General features: G+C 44.1%; 13 protein-coding genes. 8 read left to right on the top strand and 5 right to left on the bottom strand.

What is annotated here, in order from left to right:
• Window positions 1-8 precede the first annotated feature (8 nt).
• The 3 genes from uvrA (at window position 9) to ACGHVY_RS09260 (ending at window position 5,005) form a co-directional block, all read left to right on the top strand.
• On the top strand, window positions 9-2,834 hold the full coding sequence (gene uvrA, locus ACGHVY_RS09270) for an excinuclease ABC subunit UvrA (RefSeq protein WP_308746908.1): 2,826 nt from the start codon (window positions 9-11) through the stop codon (window positions 2,832-2,834).
• 81 nt (window positions 2,835-2,915) lie between these two features.
• A complete protein-coding gene (ybaK, locus tag ACGHVY_RS09265; RefSeq protein ID WP_308746899.1) occupies window positions 2,916-3,395 on the top strand; it encodes a Cys-tRNA(Pro) deacylase in 480 nt (159 codons plus the stop codon).
• Window positions 3,396-3,493: 98 nt separating this feature from the next.
• Window positions 3,494-5,005 carry a peptide MFS transporter gene (locus tag ACGHVY_RS09260; RefSeq protein ID WP_308746900.1) on the top strand — a complete coding sequence of 504 codons (1,512 nt, stop codon included), beginning with the start codon at window positions 3,494-3,496 and terminating at the stop codon, window positions 5,003-5,005.
• Between the two features lie 56 nt (window positions 5,006-5,061).
• Here ACGHVY_RS09260 and ACGHVY_RS09255 read toward each other — a convergent pair whose 3' ends face one another.
• Entirely contained in the window at window positions 5,062-5,556 is a 495-nt protein-coding gene (locus ACGHVY_RS09255) for a GNAT family N-acetyltransferase (protein ID WP_390598582.1), read from the bottom strand.
• A 164-nt stretch (window positions 5,557-5,720) separates the two neighbouring features.
• Here ACGHVY_RS09255 and ACGHVY_RS09250 point away from each other — a divergent pair, with 164 nt between their 5' ends.
• From ACGHVY_RS09250 to ACGHVY_RS09235, 4 genes are all read left to right on the top strand, one after another.
• Entirely contained in the window at window positions 5,721-6,047 is a 327-nt protein-coding gene (locus ACGHVY_RS09250) for a PadR family transcriptional regulator (RefSeq protein ID WP_022139283.1), read from the top strand.
• 20 nt (window positions 6,048-6,067) lie between these two features.
• A complete protein-coding gene (locus ACGHVY_RS09245) occupies window positions 6,068-7,165 on the top strand; it encodes a PspC domain-containing protein (protein ID WP_308746902.1) in 1,098 nt (365 codons plus the stop codon).
• 153 nt (window positions 7,166-7,318) lie between these two features.
• A complete protein-coding gene (locus tag ACGHVY_RS09240; protein ID WP_390598579.1) occupies window positions 7,319-8,317 on the top strand; it encodes an MBL fold metallo-hydrolase in 999 nt (332 codons plus the stop codon).
• Between the two features lie 18 nt (window positions 8,318-8,335).
• Window positions 8,336-8,842 carry a flavin reductase family protein gene (locus ACGHVY_RS09235; protein WP_308746909.1) on the top strand — a complete coding sequence of 169 codons (507 nt, stop codon included), beginning with the start codon at window positions 8,336-8,338 and terminating at the stop codon, window positions 8,840-8,842.
• Window positions 8,843-8,956: 114 nt separating this feature from the next.
• Here the strand turns inward: ACGHVY_RS09235 and ACGHVY_RS09230 are convergent, their stop codons facing one another.
• The 4 genes from ACGHVY_RS09230 to ACGHVY_RS09215 all read right to left on the bottom strand — a co-directional run bounded on the left by ACGHVY_RS09230 (window position 8,957) and on the right by ACGHVY_RS09215 (window position 16,012).
• Entirely contained in the window at window positions 8,957-11,059 is a 2,103-nt protein-coding gene (locus ACGHVY_RS09230) for a prolyl oligopeptidase family serine peptidase (protein WP_390598577.1), read from the bottom strand.
• 48 nt (window positions 11,060-11,107) lie between these two features.
• Window positions 11,108-12,439 carry a multidrug efflux MATE transporter BexA gene (gene bexA, locus ACGHVY_RS09225; protein ID WP_390598575.1) on the bottom strand — a complete coding sequence of 444 codons (1,332 nt, stop codon included), beginning with the start codon at window positions 12,437-12,439 and terminating at the stop codon, window positions 11,108-11,110.
• Between the two features lie 80 nt (window positions 12,440-12,519).
• Entirely contained in the window at window positions 12,520-14,376 is a 1,857-nt protein-coding gene (gene yidC / locus ACGHVY_RS09220; protein ID WP_390598573.1) for a membrane protein insertase YidC, read from the bottom strand.
• A gap of 25 nt (window positions 14,377-14,401) precedes the next feature.
• The gene (locus ACGHVY_RS09215) at window positions 14,402-16,012 is read right to left on the bottom strand and encodes a CTP synthase (protein ID WP_390598571.1); all 1,611 of its coding nucleotides are present in this window, start codon (window positions 16,010-16,012) and stop codon (window positions 14,402-14,404) included.
• A 189-nt stretch (window positions 16,013-16,201) separates the two neighbouring features.
• On the opposite strand from ACGHVY_RS09215, the gene ACGHVY_RS09210 reads away from it, so the two are divergent.
• Entirely contained in the window at window positions 16,202-17,710 is a 1,509-nt protein-coding gene (locus tag ACGHVY_RS09210; protein ID WP_390598569.1) for a DUF3078 domain-containing protein, read from the top strand.
• Window positions 17,711-17,786: the final 76 nt, after the last annotated feature.

Here is a 17,786-nt window from a genome sequence, read left to right as displayed (position 1 = left end):
ATATGAATATGCAGGAAACAGAATATATTAACGTGTACGGTGCGCGCGTGCACAATTTGAAGGATATTGATGCCGAAATACCCCGTAATAGTCTGACGGTCATTACCGGATTGAGCGGCAGTGGTAAATCTTCTTTGGCTTTCGATACCATTTTTGCTGAAGGACAACGCCGTTATATCGAAACCTTTTCAGCGTATGCCCGTAATTTCCTGGGCAACTTGGAACGTCCGGATGTCGATAAAATAACAGGCTTGAGTCCGGTTATTTCCATCGAACAGAAAACCACGAATAAGAATCCCCGTTCTACCGTAGGGACAACGACTGAGATATACGATTATCTCCGTCTGCTCTATGCCCGTGCGGGAGTGGCTTATTCGTACCTGTCCGGCGAGAAAATGGTGAAATATACTGAGGAACAGATTCTGGATTTGATCCTGAAAGATTATAAAGGAAAGAAAATATATCTGCTTTCCCCTTTGGTTCGCGCCCGCAAGGGACATTACAGGGAACTGTTCGAGCAGGTACGCAAAAAAGGATATTTATATGTACGGGTGGATGGTGAAGTGCGTGAAATAACGCATGGCATGAAACTCGACCGCTACAAGAATCATGATGTAGAAGTCGTTATTGATAAATTGGTGGTCACAGAAAAGGACGACCGGCGTCTGAAACAGAGCGTGGCTACTGCCATGCGTCAGGGAGACGGTCTGATGATGATTCTGGATGCCCAATCCGAAAGTATCCGTCATTACAGTAAACGTCTTATGTGTCCGGTCACAGGATTGTCTTACCGTGAGCCGGCTCCGCATAATTTCTCGTTCAACTCTCCGCAAGGAGCGTGTCCGAGGTGTAAAGGGCTGGGTGTGGTTAATCAGATTGACGTGGATAAGGTAATTCCCGACCGTGACCTTTCTATATATGAAGGTGCCATAGCACCTTTGGGCAAATATAAGAATGCCATGATTTTCTGGCAGATAGGCGCGTTACTCGAAAAGTATGACGCGACTTTGAAAACGCCTGTGAAAGAATTGCCCGACGATGCGATTGACGAAGTCTTGTATGGTTCTGATGAACGGATTAAAATCAAGAGTTCACTGATTGGTACTTCTTCTGATTACTTCGTTACTTATGAGGGGGTTGTGAAGTATATTCAAATGTTGCAGGAGAAAGACGCTTCTGCTACAGCGCAGAAATGGGCGGAGCAATTTGCTAAAACCACTGTTTGCCCTGAATGTAAAGGGGCTCGTTTGAATAAGGAAGCATTGCATTTCCGGATTCACGATAAGAATATCAATGAACTGGCCAACATGGATATCAATGAGTTATATGACTGGTTGATGAAAGTTGACGAATTTCTTTCCGACAAACAGAAGAAAATCTCAGTAGAGATTCTGAAAGAGATTCGTACACGTTTGAAGTTCCTGTTGGATGTCGGTTTGGATTATCTGGCTTTGAACCGTAGCTCGGTCAGCCTTTCCGGCGGGGAGAGCCAACGTATCCGCCTGGCTACACAGATAGGTTCCCAGTTGGTGAATGTGCTTTATATTCTTGATGAGCCGAGTATCGGCCTGCATCAACGCGATAATTTACGTCTTATCAATTCATTGAAAGAGCTTCGTGATATGGGAAACTCCGTGATTGTAGTGGAACATGACAAAGATATGATGCTGGCTGCCGATTACGTAATTGATATGGGACCGAAAGCCGGACGTCTGGGGGGGGAAGTGGTCTTTGCCGGAACTCCGCAGGAGATGTTGACGACTGAAACAATGACTTCCCAGTATCTGAACGGGAAAATGAAGATAGAGGTTCCCGCCAAGCGTAGAAAAGGAAACGGAAAATCTATCTGGCTGAAAGGGGCGAAGGGTAATAACCTGAAAGATGTTACTGTCGAGTTTCCGCTAGGAAAACTGATTTGTGTAACGGGAGTGTCGGGAAGCGGGAAGTCTACCTTGATAAATGAGACATTGCAGCCTATTCTTTCGCAGAAGTTCTATCGTTCTTTGCAGGATCCTTTGGAATATGATTCTATCGAAGGATTGGAAAATATAGATAAGGTCGTGAATGTCGACCAGTCTCCGCTGGGGCGTACGCCGCGTTCCAATCCGGCTACTTATACCGGTGTGTTCTCGGATATTCGTAACTTGTTTGTGGGATTGCCGGAAGCGAAGATTCGCGGTTATAAACCGGGGCGCTTCTCCTTTAATGTTTCGGGCGGGCGTTGCGAAGCATGTACGGGAAACGGATATAAGACTATTGAAATGAATTTCCTTCCTGATGTCTACGTGCCCTGTGAAGTTTGCCATGGCAAACGTTATAACCGTGAAACGCTGGAAGTCCGTTTCAAAGGAAAATCCATTGCCGATGTACTTGACATGACCATCAACCGTGCCGTAGAATTTTTTGAAAACGTGCCGCAAATCTTGAATAAAATCAAAGTTCTGCAGGATGTCGGATTGGGATATATCAAGTTGGGACAGTCTTCCACTACGCTTTCCGGCGGCGAGAGCCAGCGTGTGAAACTGGCAACGGAGCTTTCAAAAAGGGATACGGGCAAAACCCTTTATATCCTTGACGAACCGACTACCGGTCTTCATTTTGAAGATATACGGGTACTGATGGGGGTACTGAACAAACTTGTAGACAAGGGCAACACGGTTATTGTAATCGAACATAATCTGGATGTGATAAAAATGGCGGATTATATCATCGATATGGGGCCTGAAGGTGGTAAGGGCGGGGGAGAGCTCCTCGGTTACGGAACACCTGAAGAAGTTGCGAAGAGCCATAAGGGATATACACCCAAGTTTCTTCGCGAAGAACTGGGACTTTAATCTGAGTTATAAAGTGCCGACTTGTCGAACAGTCTTCGACGGGTTGGCACTTATCATATCATATCTTTAAATACAACGAAAATGAAAATCAATAAAACGAATGCCGCACGGCTGTTGGATAAGGCGAAGATAGCCTACGAATTGATTCCCTACGAGGTTGATGAGAACGATTTGAGTGCCATCCATGTGGCGGCTAACTTAGGTGAGAACATAGAGCAGGTATTCAAAACACTTGTTCTGCATGGCGACAAAAGCGGATATTTTGTTTGTGTCATTCCGGGCGAACACGAAGTCGATTTGAAATTGGCAGCCAAGGCTTCCGGTAATAAAAAGTGCGATTTGATACCTGTGAAAGAACTTCTTCCACTTACCGGCTATATCCGGGGCGGTTGTTCTCCTATCGGCATGAAGAAGCATTTTCCTACCTATATTCATGAAACTTGTCAGCAATTTCCGTATATTTATGTAAGTGCCGGTGTGAGGGGACTTCAGATAAAATTAGCGCCGGAGGATTTGGTTCGCGAATCAAGAGCGGAAATTTGTCGTTTATTTGAGGACTAGTTGGATAGATAATTGTGCAAAATTCAAGAAAAAGTATATATTTGCAAAATATATGTGATTACCGACAAATAAATCATTAATTTAATAACTTATATTCTATGTTTAACAAACACCCTAAAGGACTGGTAGCAGCCGCTTTGGCCAATCTAGGCGAGCGCTTTGGCTTCTATACTATGATGGCAATCCTTGTGCTTTTCTTACAAGCCAAGTTTGGTATGAATGGAAAAGAAGCAGGATTTATTTACTCAACTTTTTATTTTTCTATTTACATTCTTGCTTTGCTCGGCGGTATTATTGCTGATAAAACGAGAAATTACAAAGGAACTATTTTTGCGGGAATCGTACTGATGGCGGTCGGCTATTTATTGTTGGCTATTCCATCAAAGACTCCGGTGGATAACCGGATGCTTTTTTTAGTTATCACATGCGTTAGTTTGTTTGTTATTGCATTTGGTAATGGGTTATTCAAAGGGAATTTGCAGGCATTGGTAGGACAGATGTATGATAATCCTCAGTACGCCAGTATGCGTGATTCCGGTTTTTCATTGTTTTATATGTTTATTAATATCGGTGCTATATTTGCTCCGTTTGCTGCTGTTGGGGTACGTAACTGGTGGTTGTCTACTTTCGGATATAATTATGACGCTGACCTTCCTGCTTTGTGTCATGGTCATTTGGCAGGTACTCTGTCGCCTGAAGCAATTGAAACATACCATACATTAGTGGCAAAGGCGTCTACAGCTCCGGTACAGGATTATACGGCCTTTGCTTCTGATTATCTGAATGTCTTTACAACAGGATTCCATTATGCGTTTGGAGTAGCTATCATTGCTATGGTTATTTCCCTGACCATTTATTTATTGAATAAGAAAAATTTCCCGGATCCGAGTAAGAAAGCTGCCGCTGCTACGTCTTCTGCTACTGTAGAAATGAGTGCCCAGGAAGTGAAGCAGCGTATGTATGCTTTGTTTGCTGTGTTTGGAGTGGTTATTTTCTTCTGGTTCTCATTCCATCAGAATGGCTTGACATTGACTTATTTTGCAAAGGAATATACAGACTTGAATCTGCTCGGTATGCCGATTTCAGCAGAGCTTTTCCAGTCGTTGAATCCATTCTTCGTAGTCTTCCTGACTCCGGTGATTATGGCTGTTTTTGCCAGTCAGCGCAGACGTGGTAAAGAACCTTCAACTCCTAAAAAGATTGCTATCGGTATGGGAATAGCTGCATTAGCATTTATAGTAATGGCTGTCGGCTCTTATTTTGCTAATCTGCCCTTGCACAAAGACATTATTGCGGTCGGAACTTCACCGGTAAAAGTAACTCCGTTCCTGTTGATGTTTACTTACTTGATTTTGACAGTTGCCGAGTTGTATATCTCTCCGTTGGGTATTTCATTCGTGTCTAAGGTTGCTCCGCCCAAATATCAGGGTATCATGCAAGGAGGATGGCTAGGTGCGACTGCCCTGGGCAATCAATTGCTTGTAATTGGTGCGATTTTATATGAATCAATTCCTATCTGGATGACGTGGACAGTGTTTGTTGTAGCTTGTATGATTTCAATGTTTACAATGATCTTCATGTTGAAATGGCTGGAACGTGTAGCGAAATAATAAATTAATTATCCTAATGAAAAAAGGCTTGCAAATTACTTTGCAAGCCTTTTTTATCAAATATCCAGTCCCATGATATAATCATTCATATAATATCCGTTTCCAATTGGAAAATCACCTTCCCTCAGTTTCCTCATCCCCATGTGTTCGTAAAACTGTAACGCCTTGTTATTGCGATTTACATTTAGTTCCATCAGGCAAGGTGCCGGATGCACTTCCTTGATATACTTGACCGCTTCCTTGAACAAGAAACTACCGCAGTGCGTTCCTTGAAAATGGGGGAGTACATAAATTTTCTGAAGATGGAAAACATCCTTTTCCTGTTGTTGCACAGAAACGTATCCGCATAATTCACCATCCTTGTAAGCGATAAAATAGATATGCCCTTCTTCCATTTGCTTGAGAATATTCTGAGGGGCATACATCCAGTCCATCATATAATCCAGTTGGTCGGGAGATAAGATTTCCTTGTAAGTGGCGGGAAAAACTTCCTTTGCCATCCTATTGATAAGTTCGCAATCGGCGACCGTTGCTTTTCGAATAGTAAACATACGTATTTTCTTTTTGTGGTTTAACGGGCGCAAATATAACCATTATTTCTTTTTATAATAAGGTGTAGCCTCTCTAATGTTTTAATTATTATTAATTTATAGTACTTTGCAATGCAAGGTACTAAAGTAATGCATATATTTGTGCCATACAAAAGAAGAGAATAATGAAAGTAGACAATGTAAAATCCCAAATGAGAAAGGGCATGCTCGAATATTGCATCATGCTTTTGCTGCATAAGGAGCCTGCTTATGCCTCAGATATTATTCAGAAGCTGAAAGAAGCTCAACTGATTGTAGTAGAGGGTACCTTGTATCCCTTGCTGACACGTCTGAAGAATGACGACCTGTTAAGTTATGAATGGGTGGAATCTACACAAGGACCGCCACGCAAATATTATAAACTTACAGAAAGTGGAGAGGCCTTTTTGGGAGAACTTGAAATATCCTGGAAAGAGTTGAACGAAACAGTGAACCATATTGCCAATAGATAATCCGAAAAGAAGAAATTAAAATGAAAAAGACATTGACCATCAATTTAGGAGGAACTGTCTATCATATAGATGATGATGCCTACCGTCTGCTAGACAATTATCTGTCTAATCTGAAACATTACTTTCGTAAACAGGAAGGTGCGGAAGAAATCGTAAACGATATTGAAATGCGTATTGCCGAACTGTTTGCTGAGAAGATAGCCGAAGGAAAACAGGTCATTACTGTTTCGGATGTAGAAGAAATCATAGCCCGTGTAGGGAAGCCGGAAGATTTCGGGATTGTTGAGGATGATGCGGATTCGCAGAAAAAAACGGAACAGTCCGCCTCTGCCGGCCAAAGCTATACACGTACCGCTGCTCCGCGCCGTTTGTTTCGTGACCCGGACAATAAATTGCTGGGTGGGGTAGCGTCAGGGCTGGCCGCCTATTTTGGCTGGGATATCACATTGGTACGTATCTTGATGATAATTCTGGTATTTGTTCCTTATTGCCCGATGATTATCCTCTATATTATCGGATGGATTGTTATTCCGGAAGCTCATACGGCAGCAGAAAAGCTGAGTATGCGCGGAGAGGCAGTGACTATTGAGAATATAGGTAAAACGGTGACGGATGGTTTTGAACGGGTAGCAGACGGGGTCAACAACTATATGAACTCCGGCAAGCCCCGTACGTTTCTTCAGAAAGTGGGAGATGTATTTGTTTCCATCGCAGCCGTTCTCTTTAAGATATTCCTGGTAGCCCTTGTGATTATCTGTTGTCCTGTGTTGTTTGTGCTTGCTGTTGTATTGGTAGCTTTGGTGTTTGCGGCTGTTGCAATAGCGGTCAGTGGTGGTGCTTTACTTTACGAGATGTTGCCTGCTGTCAACTGGATACCGGTTACTTCCATATCTCCAATGATGACGTTGCTTGGCACGATTGCCGGAGTTGCCTTGATCGGTATTCCATTGGGAGCTTTCCTTTATACCATTCTTCGCCAGTTGTTCCACTGGTCACCGATGGGGGCAGGCTTGAAATGGTCACTGCTAATCCTATGGATATTGGGTGCCGTCATTATGATTATTAATCTTTCAGCCCTTGGTTGGCATCTGCCTTTATACAGTTTACACTGCTCTTAACTAACGCTCATTCTATTAAAAAAGGATAATATTTATTCTTTTATAACTAAATGTACCCCGATAGTGTGTCCGGGGTACATTTTTTGTTTGTTTTTATTTATCGTAAGTCGAGAATTTTTATTAAGTTTGTAAGGACGTATTCAAGAGATAAAAATGGGTGAACATATATGTTTTAGGAGAAACGAACGTTTGACTACCGTCAATCCATATTGGCGGGGAAATCCGATGGTACGCGGACGCTTTTTTAACAGGCAGCACCGTTTCCGTCCGGGGATGGGAAGCGTGTTGAAATGGCGCCTCTCGCCCAATCCCCAGCGCAAAGAAAAGAAGACGGTAAAATGGAATCCGAAAGTTTGCTATCTCCGTTCATTGGATGCGGTGATAGGAGACTCTTTGATATGGCTGGGGCATAATTCTTTCTTCCTTCAGTTGGCAGGCAAAAGAATCATGTTCGATCCGGTGTTCGGTAATATTCCTTTTGTAAAGCGACAGAGCGAATTTCCCGCGAATCCTGACATCTTTACAGGGATTGACTACCTGCTTGTCAGTCACGACCATTTCGACCATCTGGATAAACAAAGTATCGCCCGCCTTTTGAAGAACAATCCGCAAATGAAACTTTTCTGCGGACTGGGGACAGGGGAACTTATCCAGAGTTGGTTTCCTGAGATGAAGATTATTGAAGCCGGCTGGTATCAGCAGATGGAAGACGAAGGGCTTAAGATTACTTTCCTTCCGGCACAACACTGGAGCAAACGTTCCGTGCGTGATGGCGGGCAACGGCTGTGGGGAGCTTTTATGTTGCAAGGTGATGGGCTTTCTCTATATTATAGCGGAGATACAGGCTATTCCAGCCACTTCCGTGAAATCCCTGACTTATTCGGGCCGCCGGATTATGCCTTGTTGGGAATAGGCGCGTACAAACCCCGCTGGTTTATGCGTCCTAACCATATCTCGCCCTACGAATCATTGACTGCGGCGGAAGAAATGCATGCCGGACTTACTATCCCGATGCATTACGGCACATTCGACTTGTCTGACGAACCGTTGCATGATCCCCCGAAAGTCTTTTCGGCAGAAGCGAAGAAAAGAAAGATTCCGGTAGAAATCCCTTGTTTGGGAGAGATTGTAAAACTGAATAAAAAGAAATAACTATAAATGAATAAAGAGATGAAGAAGCTGGAAATTAAAGACTTGAAAGAAAACTTTTTCGAAGCTATCGGAAAAGAATGGATGCTGGTTACAGCCGGCACGAAAGAGAAGTTCAATACAATGACGGCAAGTTGGGGCGGTATCGGCTGGTTGTGGAATAAGCCCGTTGCTTTTGTTTTCGTTCGTCCCGAGCGCTATACATATGAATTTATAGAAAAGAATGATCACTTGACACTTTCTTTCTTGGGAGAAGAAAATAAGAAAATCCATGCAGTCTGTGGCTCCAAATCCGGACGGAATGTAGATAAAGTGAAAGAAACCGGATTGAGACCTATATTTACAGAGGAAGGAAATGTGCTGTTCGAGCAAGCCCGCTTGAGCCTGGAATGTAAGAAACTCTATGCGGACGGTATCAAACCGGAATGTTTCCTGGATAAAGAATCACTGGAAAAGTGGTATGGTGGTGCACATGGCGGTTTTCATAAGATGTATATTGTAGAAATTGAAAATATATATTCGGAATAAATTTAGCGGATTTTTTTATGAATGCAATGGGGAAGCCCCTGAACTCAAGAGATTGAGAACAGGGGCTTCTTTTTGTTTCCTATCTTCCAAGGTTTATCTTGTCCGGTCGGATTTTTATTTTGATGGAGCCTCTTTTACCCATTTATCCAGCCATTCAAAGAAAGTACGTTGCCACAACACCCCGTTTTGTGGTTTCAGAACCCAGTGGTTCTCATCAGGATAAATCAGTAACTCGGCAGGAACACCACGCATTATGGCAGCGTCGAAAGCAGCCATCGCTTGATTAGCCAGGATACGATAATCTTTTTCTCCATGGATGCAGAGAATCGGAGTGTCCCATTTGTCTACGAAGAGGTGAGGGGAGTTGGCGAAAGTACGCTGTGCCACCGGATTCTGTTTTTCCCAGTATGCGCCGCCCATATCCCAGTTGGCAAACCATTTCTCTTCAGTTTCCAGATATTGCATTTCCATGTTGAAGATACCGTCATGGGCAATAAATGCCTTGAAGCGTTTGTCATGATGTCCGGCCAACCAATATACGGAGAATCCTCCGAAGCTGGCACCCACGCATCCCAAACGTTCTTTGTCTACATACGGCTCTTTTGCCATCTCGTCAATAGCCGTGAAGTAGTCCTTCATGCATTGACCGCCGTAATCACCACTGATCTGTTCGTTCCATTCCACACCGAATCCCGGCAAACCGCGGCGGTTCGGAGCGACAATGATATAATCATTGGCCGCCATAATCTGGAAATTCCAGCGATAAGACCAGAACTGGCTGACCGGACTTTGAGGCCCACCCTCACAGAACAACAAAGTAGGATATTTCTTGTTCGGATCAAACTGTGGCGGATAGATTACCCACGTCAACATCTGTTTGCCATCTGTCGTCTTCATCCAGCGGCCTTCCACTTTACCCATTTCCAACTGGTCATAAATCTGTTTATTCTCCTGTGTCAATTGAGTGGTTGTACCGTCCAATGCCACTGCATAAATCTCGTCACCCATACTCATAGAATGACGCTTGGCAATCAGCTTGTCACCGAAAAGAGCCACACCTTCGTAATCATACATTCCCGAAGTTATCGCCTTTACGGAATCATTCGCCAAGTCCAGCACATAAATCTGAGACTCTCCATGCCATACACCTGTGAAATAGATAGTCTTGGCGTCTGCGCCCCAGACAAAAGCATCCACATTCGATTCGAAAGCCTTGCTGACAAAACGCTTCTCACCGGTTTCCAGATTCATGATGAACAGACGGTTCAGATCAGCTTCGTAACCGTCACGTTCCATACTCTGCCAAGCGATATACTTGCCGTCCGGTGAATATTGCGGATTGGTATCATATCCCTTATTCTCTTCGGTGACATTTTCAGTCTTCTTTGTATTCAGGTCATAGACATAAATATCCGAATTGGTAGAAACCGCATACGCCAGTCCTGTCTTCTTACGGCAGGTATAAGCAACTTTGTCCGAGGTTGTATTCCAGGCAAGTTGCTCTATGCCACTCCAAGGCTTCATCGGACTTTCATACGGCTCACCGTCCAGAATATCCACGATATTGGAGATGCCGTTGCCGTCAAAATCCGCAACGAAGGGATGCGGAGCCGTTGTCACCCATTCATCCCAATGTTTGTACATCAGGTCAGTGACAATAATGCCGGTAGCTTTAGGCAGATCCGGATATTTGTCGGCTGTACTTTCTTTCGTCTTTACTTGTGAGATAAACAAGAGCTTCTTGCCGTCCGGTGAGATAGAATATCCTTCGATGTCACCGTCGTAGTCGGTCAGTTGCTTGCGACCGCTGCCGTCGGGATTCATCTCGTAGAGCTGGCTGCTTCCGTTGTCGTTACTTAGGAAAGCGAGCTTGGTGCCCCCTTTGATCCATGTCACCTCATTCTCCTGATAGGGGGTACGGGTGATTTGCCGATTGTCGCTACCGTCTGCGTTCATCACGAAGATTTCGCGGTTACTCTTGTTTTCCGGTACGCTGTAATAAGCCACCGTATACGCAATTTTCTTTCCGTCGGGCGATACTGCGAATCCGCCGATACGTCCCATGGCCCAAAGTGCTTCGGGAGTCATGCGCTTCCCTTCAATCTTAATATCCGATTTCTCGATAAGCACCTGGTCTGTCTTGCCTGCGTCTTTGGTTCCACCGCAGGCAGCTAACAACATTGCTGCCGACATCATAAATAAATTAGCTTGTCTCATATATTTTATAAAATGTTTATTTTCTTGCGAAGATAGTGAAAAAAGGATTTAAATCTTCTTTTTCTGCCAGTTTCCTTTTTTCATATATTGGTAACAGAAGATGAGGATAAAAATACCGTATATGTGCTCCGTAGTCCAGCAGAATGCAATATCGACTCGCAGATAATATATAAAGTACGCTGCATAAGCCACGTAGATAGCCAGTACACAAAGTTCCATAGCCAGTCCTGTTCGTGTATTGCCCGTGCCCGATACCGACTGAAAATACACGTTGGCAGGCACCAACACCAGATAGGCTGAACATAATACCCAAAGTGAGGGGATAGATGCGGCCCTTAAGTCCAGCATATCTGTATAGATACGCAGAATCAGCTCCGGGAACAGGCTGAAGAAAATCAATATCGGCAGTACGAATACATATCCGATACGGATATGCTGACGGATCGTTCCCCGTACACAATCCTGTTCTCCTGCACCGATCAGGTTACTGACCAATGAACCGCAAGTGGCGGCAAAAGCCATAGCGACCATAAATGGAATCCCCGACACGTTACGGATAATATTGGCGATTGCCAGCGATCGTTCTCCCAAATGTTCCACGAACAGGAAAAACATAAACCATGTCGATAAGGAGACAAAGTTCTGAATCATTGTCCACACGGAAATATTAAGGATTCTTTTCAACGTTTCTCCCCTAAATTCAGGCAGGATATTCAGTGCATACTTCTTGCAGTCAATTCGTTTCCAGGTATAGATGATGAAGAAAATCACCGAAACCATTTCGGCCAGTGAAGAACCGATGGCAGCACCGGCAATCCCCAGTTGTGGGAAACCGAATTTACCGAAAATCAGAATATAGTTGAATACTACATTTGAGAGCACCATTACGACCGAGTTCAGTGTCAGTGTCTTGGTCTGTGTCGTACCGACGAAGAATGCACGGAACATCACACCGACAAAAGAGAAGAAAAATCCATAGACTCTCCAGTGTATATAACTCTCGGCTGCATCGTAAATGTGCGGAGAAGAAATGATATTCTTCAATATATATGGTGAAAAAACGATGGATAGTGTGAACAGTATAGCTGCCACTGCCAATAAGAAATAGATGCCCTGATAAAATATCGGACCTATTTCTTTGTAATTCCCTTCTCCGTTGCGACGGGCAATCAATATCTGCGCTCCGATACTGAAGCCGAAAGCCAGCATAAAGATAGCGAGATAGTACACACCTGCGATGGCGGATGCCCCCAGTTCGATTTCACCGACACGTCCGAGAAAAGCCGTGTCCGTCATACCGATCAGTTGTTCCATAATCAGACTGATCAGGATCGGATAGGTGATCGTCCAAATTTGTTTATAAGTGTATTTAGTTTTCATATGTTTTATTTTTAGAGAAAGAAAGCCGGGCAACCATAATAGGATGTCCGGCTTTCTCAGAATATATAGGATTTTATTCCTTATTTCTTATTCTGTCTTTGCTGTTGCAATAACTCCTGTTGCTTTTGCATCGCTTCCAGGCGGGCAGCAAATCCGGTCTTCTTCGCTTGTTTCGGGTCTTTCTTTTTGGCTTCAAGGATAGCCAGTAACTTCGTTTCGTCAGTCGTTCTACGAAGCAGAATCATAGTACCCACGCTAATCAATGTCGACACGAAATAGTAATAGTTCAAACCTGACGGATAATCATTCAAGACAAACAAGAACATAATCGGCATCAGATACATCATCCATTTCATAGCAGCCATTTGCGGCTGTGCACCGGTATCCTGCATAGACATCGTGTACTTCGTGTTCAAGATGTTGGTTACTGTCATCAGCAAGCAGAACAAGCTGAGATGGTTGCCCAAGAACGGGATATGGAACGGGAATGTGATGAACGCGTCATAAGTGGAAAGGTCGTCCGCCCACAAGAAACTCTGTTGACGCAACTCGATAGCACTTGGCACGAACATAAACAAAGCCATCAGGATAGGGAACTGCAACAGCATCGGCAGGCAGCCGCCCATCGGACTTACCCCGTATTGGCTGTAAAGTCCCATCACTTCCTGCTGTTTCTTCATCGCATCTTCCTGCTTCGGATACTTTTTGTTGATTTCGTCGATTTTCGGTTTCAGCACGCGCATCTTGGCAGAAGACATATAAGTTTTCCAGGTAGCCGGATAAACCACGACTTTCACCATGATAGTCAGAATCAACAGTACGATACCCATGCTCAACCCCCAGCCGGACAACCAGTCGAATACGTTGATTGTGATGAATTGGTTAATCCAGCGAATCAACGGCCAGCCCAGATATACCAGTCTATGAAGTTCCCATTTCTCGGTACGACCCTTATCCAGTGCTTTCAGCGTCTTGAAGTGGTTCGGGCCAAAATAGAAATACATCTCTGTCGGTTCCTTACCTGACGGATCGAAGAACGTGTTCATTTCAGCCGAATAATCCTTGATATATCCGCTTCCTTGCTGTTCCATTCTCGATTTTACAGAAACTTTTTCGAAATCCTGCTCGGCAATAAATACAGAAGAGAAGAACTGGTTCTTGAAAGCCACCCAGTCGATGCGGTTTTCCAACTTCTTTTCATCATCTTTGGCAGCCGACAAGTTATCTACGTTATCTCCCGTGACCTTGTAAGTCAGTTCAGACAAACGGTTCTCGTAAGTGAACCCTTTCTCCAGTTGGCGGGCACGTTGTGACCAGTCGATGTCCACATAGTTGGTGCTTGCCAGTTTGTCCGCCATGCCTGTCGCCTTGATTTCAAAGTTCATCAGGTAACTGTCCGGTTTCAGGGTGTAGATGAAGTCGATATAACTGTCGCTGTCTGCAGCCAGACGCATAGTAACGCTGCTGTCCGTTTTGTTTACAGCTTCAAAGAAGTAATCCTTTGTCTGGATAGCACCTTCCTTGTTGTAGAAGTTGAAGTTCATCGAAGCATCATCACCGTCGAACAGCATGACCGGAGTCTTCTTGTCCTGTGCCATGTAATCCTTCAGCATAGCTGAATATACACGTCCGCCTTTAGTCGTGAAAGTGATTTCCGCTACATTATTCTGGATACTGACTTTGGAGTCGGTTCCATGTATGGCATTGAAAAACAGAGCGGAAGAATCGGCTACCGATGCGGCAGTCTCTTGCTTACTGTTAGCCAGTGCAGCTTCCGTTTTCGCTTTCAGCGCTTCCTCTTGCTGTTGTACTACGGCAATAGAATCGTAGTATCTCTTTTGCGCAGCTATCTGCTCCTCGCTGGGGCGGCTCAGAAAACTGAATCCTACCAATAATATACCTATTAAAACGAGACCTGTGATGGTGTTTTTATCCATTCTTATTTTAATTACAAATTACTAATTACTTTTCGTTTTCGATAGCCGCTTTCACAAACGCTACGAACAACGGGTGCGGGTTCAATACCGTACTGCTGTATTCCGGATGGAATTGCGTACCAACGAACCACTTCAAAGCCGGGATTTCTACAATTTCCACCAAGTCCGATTCCGGGTTGATACCTACACATTTCATGCCGGCAGCCTCGTATTGTGCCTTGTAGTCATTGTTGAACTCATAGCGGTGACGGTGACGTTCCTGAATGTGCTCCTGTCCGTAAGCCTGATAAGTCTTGGAATCCTTCTGCAATACACATTCGTAAGCACCCAGACGCATTGTGCCTCCCATGTTAGTGATGGCTTTCTGCTCTTCCATGATGTCTATCACGTTGTGCGGAGTCTTTTCATCCATTTCACGTGAGTTGGCATCGGCATATCCCAGTACGTTGCGTGCAAATTCAATGGCAATACATTGCATACCCAGACAAATACCGAAAGTCGGAATATCATGTGTACGTGCGTATTTGATAGCGACAAACTTGCCGTCAATACCGCGTTGGCCAAATCCCGGACCGATCATGACACCTGCCATGCCTTCTAGTGCTTCGCCCACATTCTCATCAGTCAGCTTTTCGCTGTTTACGAAATGAACTTCCACCTTGCGGTCGTTGTAAGTACCTGCCTGTGATAAAGCCTCACGGATAGATTTGTAAGCATCCTGCAAATCATATTTTCCAACTAGTGCGATATTGACCGGTTCTTTAGTTTTGGCGGCGTGACGGCGTTCCAGGAATTTGCGCCAAGGACCGAGCCCCGGAGTTTCTCCTACCGGCAGTCCCATCTTTTCGAGAATAGTGCTGTCCAGACCCTGTGCCTGCATCAGGATGGGCACTTCGTAGATTGTTTCCGCATCGATAGACTGTACTACCGCCTTATCGTCCACATTACAGAATTGTGCCACCTTTTTGCGCAATCCGTCGCTCAGTGGATGCTCGGCACGCAATACCAATACGTCCGGCTGGATACCTACACTCTGAAGTTCCTTTACCGAATGTTGTGTCGGTTTTGTTTTCAGTTCTCCGGCAGCGGCAAGATAAGGAACATAAGTCAGATGTACGCAAAGAGCGTTCTTCCCGAGTTCCCATTTCAACTGACGGATGCTTTCGAGGTAGGGGAGTGACTCGATGTCACCTACCGTACCGCCGATTTCGGTGATAACAAAATCGAATTTGTATTTGTTACCCAGCAGTTTCACATTCCGCTTGATCTCGTCCGTGATATGAGGAATCACCTGGATTGTCTTTCCTAAGTAATCTCCACGGCGTTCTTTGTCGATCACGCTCTTGTAGATACGTCCCGTAGTAATGTTGTTCGCCTTTGTCGTTTGTATGCCCAGGAAACGCTCATAGTGTCCTAAGTCGAGGTCGGCTTCATGACCGTCTACAGTTACGTAGCACTCTCCGTGCTCATAAGGATTCAATGTTCCCGGGTCAATATTGATGTACGGGTCAAACTTTTGGATGGTTACATTATAACCTCTTGCTTGCAGCAACTTACCGATGGATGATGAGATGATCCCTTTTCCTAATGAAGAGGCAACACCACCGGTGACGAAAATATACTTTGTTTCTCCCACAGCTATAACTGTTTTAAAAATTGTTTACTTAGTAGTATTCTTACGAACTTAAAAAGCGCAAAATTATAAAAAAAAGAGGAAGAATGCTGTCTTTCGTCTCTACAAATTTATTAAAAAATGCAATTTTAAAAGATTCCTATGATTTCTGAACAAAATAATGTAGCTTTGCAGCCTAAACCATAGACAAATATGATGAGAATTACTACTTTATGTTCAGCTTTTATCCTGTCACTATTATCGTTATCGCTTTACGCACAGGAGCCTGCCGATGATTCTGCACTTCCGGTAGACTCGGTGCAACCTGCCCCTGAAGTGGTTAAACCCGCCAAGACAGTCAAAACTTCAAAAGTTGTGGCAAAAGCCAAAGTTGTGAAAGCGGATACGCTTTCAGCAGAGCTTCAGAAATATTTGATGCTCAAACTTAATATGTCGGGCCCGACTCCAAAATTGGATACGGTTTCTTATTTATATAATAAGTATATTGCCCAGTTGGATTATCTGAATGATCTGTCTGTGCCCGCACGTTACATTCCGTCCGATCCCGACTACTTCCGCTTGTTTACTCCGCTGGCATATTATTATGCTCCGATGGCACAATATTCAAAGCTGGAATGGAAACCCGCACTGCCGGATACCACTCCCCAGCTTACGGCCGGACTTCTTCCTTATGACACGCTGGCATTTACCAAGACCCAACGTGCCAATACAATAGTCAATAAGGCATTGATGAACCTTTATCTGCAAAAACCGGAACTGGTAGTCACTACGGAAGACCGCATTATGAGCCGTGATGTTTTCCGTCGCGACATAAAACCGAAAATATCTCCAAAAGCCAGTGTCGTTCATCTCTTCCAGCCGGAAAACATGGATGATAATGTAGGTAAGGCAGATATAAAGATCAGCCGTCCTAACTGGTGGGTGACCGGTGGTAGCGGATCGCTGCAAATCAGCCAGAACCACCTCTCGGATAACTGGTACAAGGGTGGCGAAAGTAACTTTTCCGGCTTGGCGACTTTTCAGGTTTTCGCAAATTACAATGATAACGAAAAGGTCCTGTTCGAGAATCAGCTCGAAGCTAAAGTGGGTATGACGTCCACTCCTTCGGACAAATACCATAAATATTTGTTTAATACCGACCAGTTCCGTTTGTATAATAAATTAGGTTTAAGAGCTCTGAAGAATTGGTATTATACCATTTCTTCAGAATTTAAGACCCAGTTCTTCAACGGTTATAAAGCAAATGCCGAAGAATTGGTTTCAACATTCATGTCACCGGCAGATTTGGCTGTCAGTGTGGGTATGGACTACAAACTGAATAAGAAGAAATTCAACCTTTCCGTTTTTATGGCGCCGTTGACTTACAACCTGCGTTATATCGGCAGTTCAGAAGTAGATGAAGTCAAATTCGGTTTGGATGAAGGTAAATGTTCCAAGAATGACTTCGGTTCCCAATTACAGTCAACGCTCAACTGGACCATTATCTCTGCTGTAACGTTGGAATCCCGTCTCAATTATCTGACCAATTATCATTGGGCACGTGTTGAATGGGAGAACACATTCAACTTTGTCCTGAACCGTTATCTCTCCACCAAACTTTATGTGCATACCCGTTTTGATGACAGTTCCAAACCGACTGAGGGCGACAGTTTCTTCCAGTTGAAAGAATTGCTCAGTTTCGGTATTAATTATAAATGGTAGATGGATTCTAAGTAAACCCTAAAAAAGAAATAGAAAGAGACAGTTTAACAATAAAAAGTTATTCGGTCTCTTTTTT

The organism is Bacteroides sp. f07 (assembly GCF_042854785.1).
Classification (GTDB): Bacteria; Bacteroidota; Bacteroidia; order Bacteroidales; family Bacteroidaceae; genus Bacteroides.
This window is presented reverse-complemented; position numbering and strand designations above follow the sequence as displayed.

Excerpts from the sequence above, each read along its gene's own strand:
- uvrA (WP_308746908.1), top strand. The coding sequence starts at position 9 with ATGCAGGAAACAGAATATATTAACGTGTACGGTGCGCGCGTGCACAAT.
- ybaK (WP_308746899.1), top strand. The coding sequence starts at position 2,916 with ATGAAAATCAATAAAACGAATGCCGCACGGCTGTTGGATAAGGCGAAG.
- ACGHVY_RS09260 (WP_308746900.1), top strand. The coding sequence starts at position 3,494 with ATGTTTAACAAACACCCTAAAGGACTGGTAGCAGCCGCTTTGGCCAAT.
- ACGHVY_RS09255 (WP_390598582.1), bottom strand. The coding sequence starts at position 5,556 with ATGTTTACTATTCGAAAAGCAACGGTCGCCGATTGCGAACTTATCAAT.
- ACGHVY_RS09250 (WP_022139283.1), top strand. The coding sequence starts at position 5,721 with ATGAAAGTAGACAATGTAAAATCCCAAATGAGAAAGGGCATGCTCGAA.
- ACGHVY_RS09245 (WP_308746902.1), top strand. The coding sequence starts at position 6,068 with ATGAAAAAGACATTGACCATCAATTTAGGAGGAACTGTCTATCATATA.
- ACGHVY_RS09240 (WP_390598579.1), top strand. The coding sequence starts at position 7,319 with ATGGGTGAACATATATGTTTTAGGAGAAACGAACGTTTGACTACCGTC.
- ACGHVY_RS09235 (WP_308746909.1), top strand. The coding sequence starts at position 8,336 with ATGAAGAAGCTGGAAATTAAAGACTTGAAAGAAAACTTTTTCGAAGCT.
- ACGHVY_RS09230 (WP_390598577.1), bottom strand. The coding sequence starts at position 11,059 with ATGAGACAAGCTAATTTATTTATGATGTCGGCAGCAATGTTGTTAGCT.
- bexA (WP_390598575.1), bottom strand. The coding sequence starts at position 12,439 with ATGAAAACTAAATACACTTATAAACAAATTTGGACGATCACCTATCCG.
- yidC (WP_390598573.1), bottom strand. The coding sequence starts at position 14,376 with ATGGATAAAAACACCATCACAGGTCTCGTTTTAATAGGTATATTATTG.
- ACGHVY_RS09210 (WP_390598569.1), top strand. The coding sequence starts at position 16,202 with ATGATGAGAATTACTACTTTATGTTCAGCTTTTATCCTGTCACTATTA.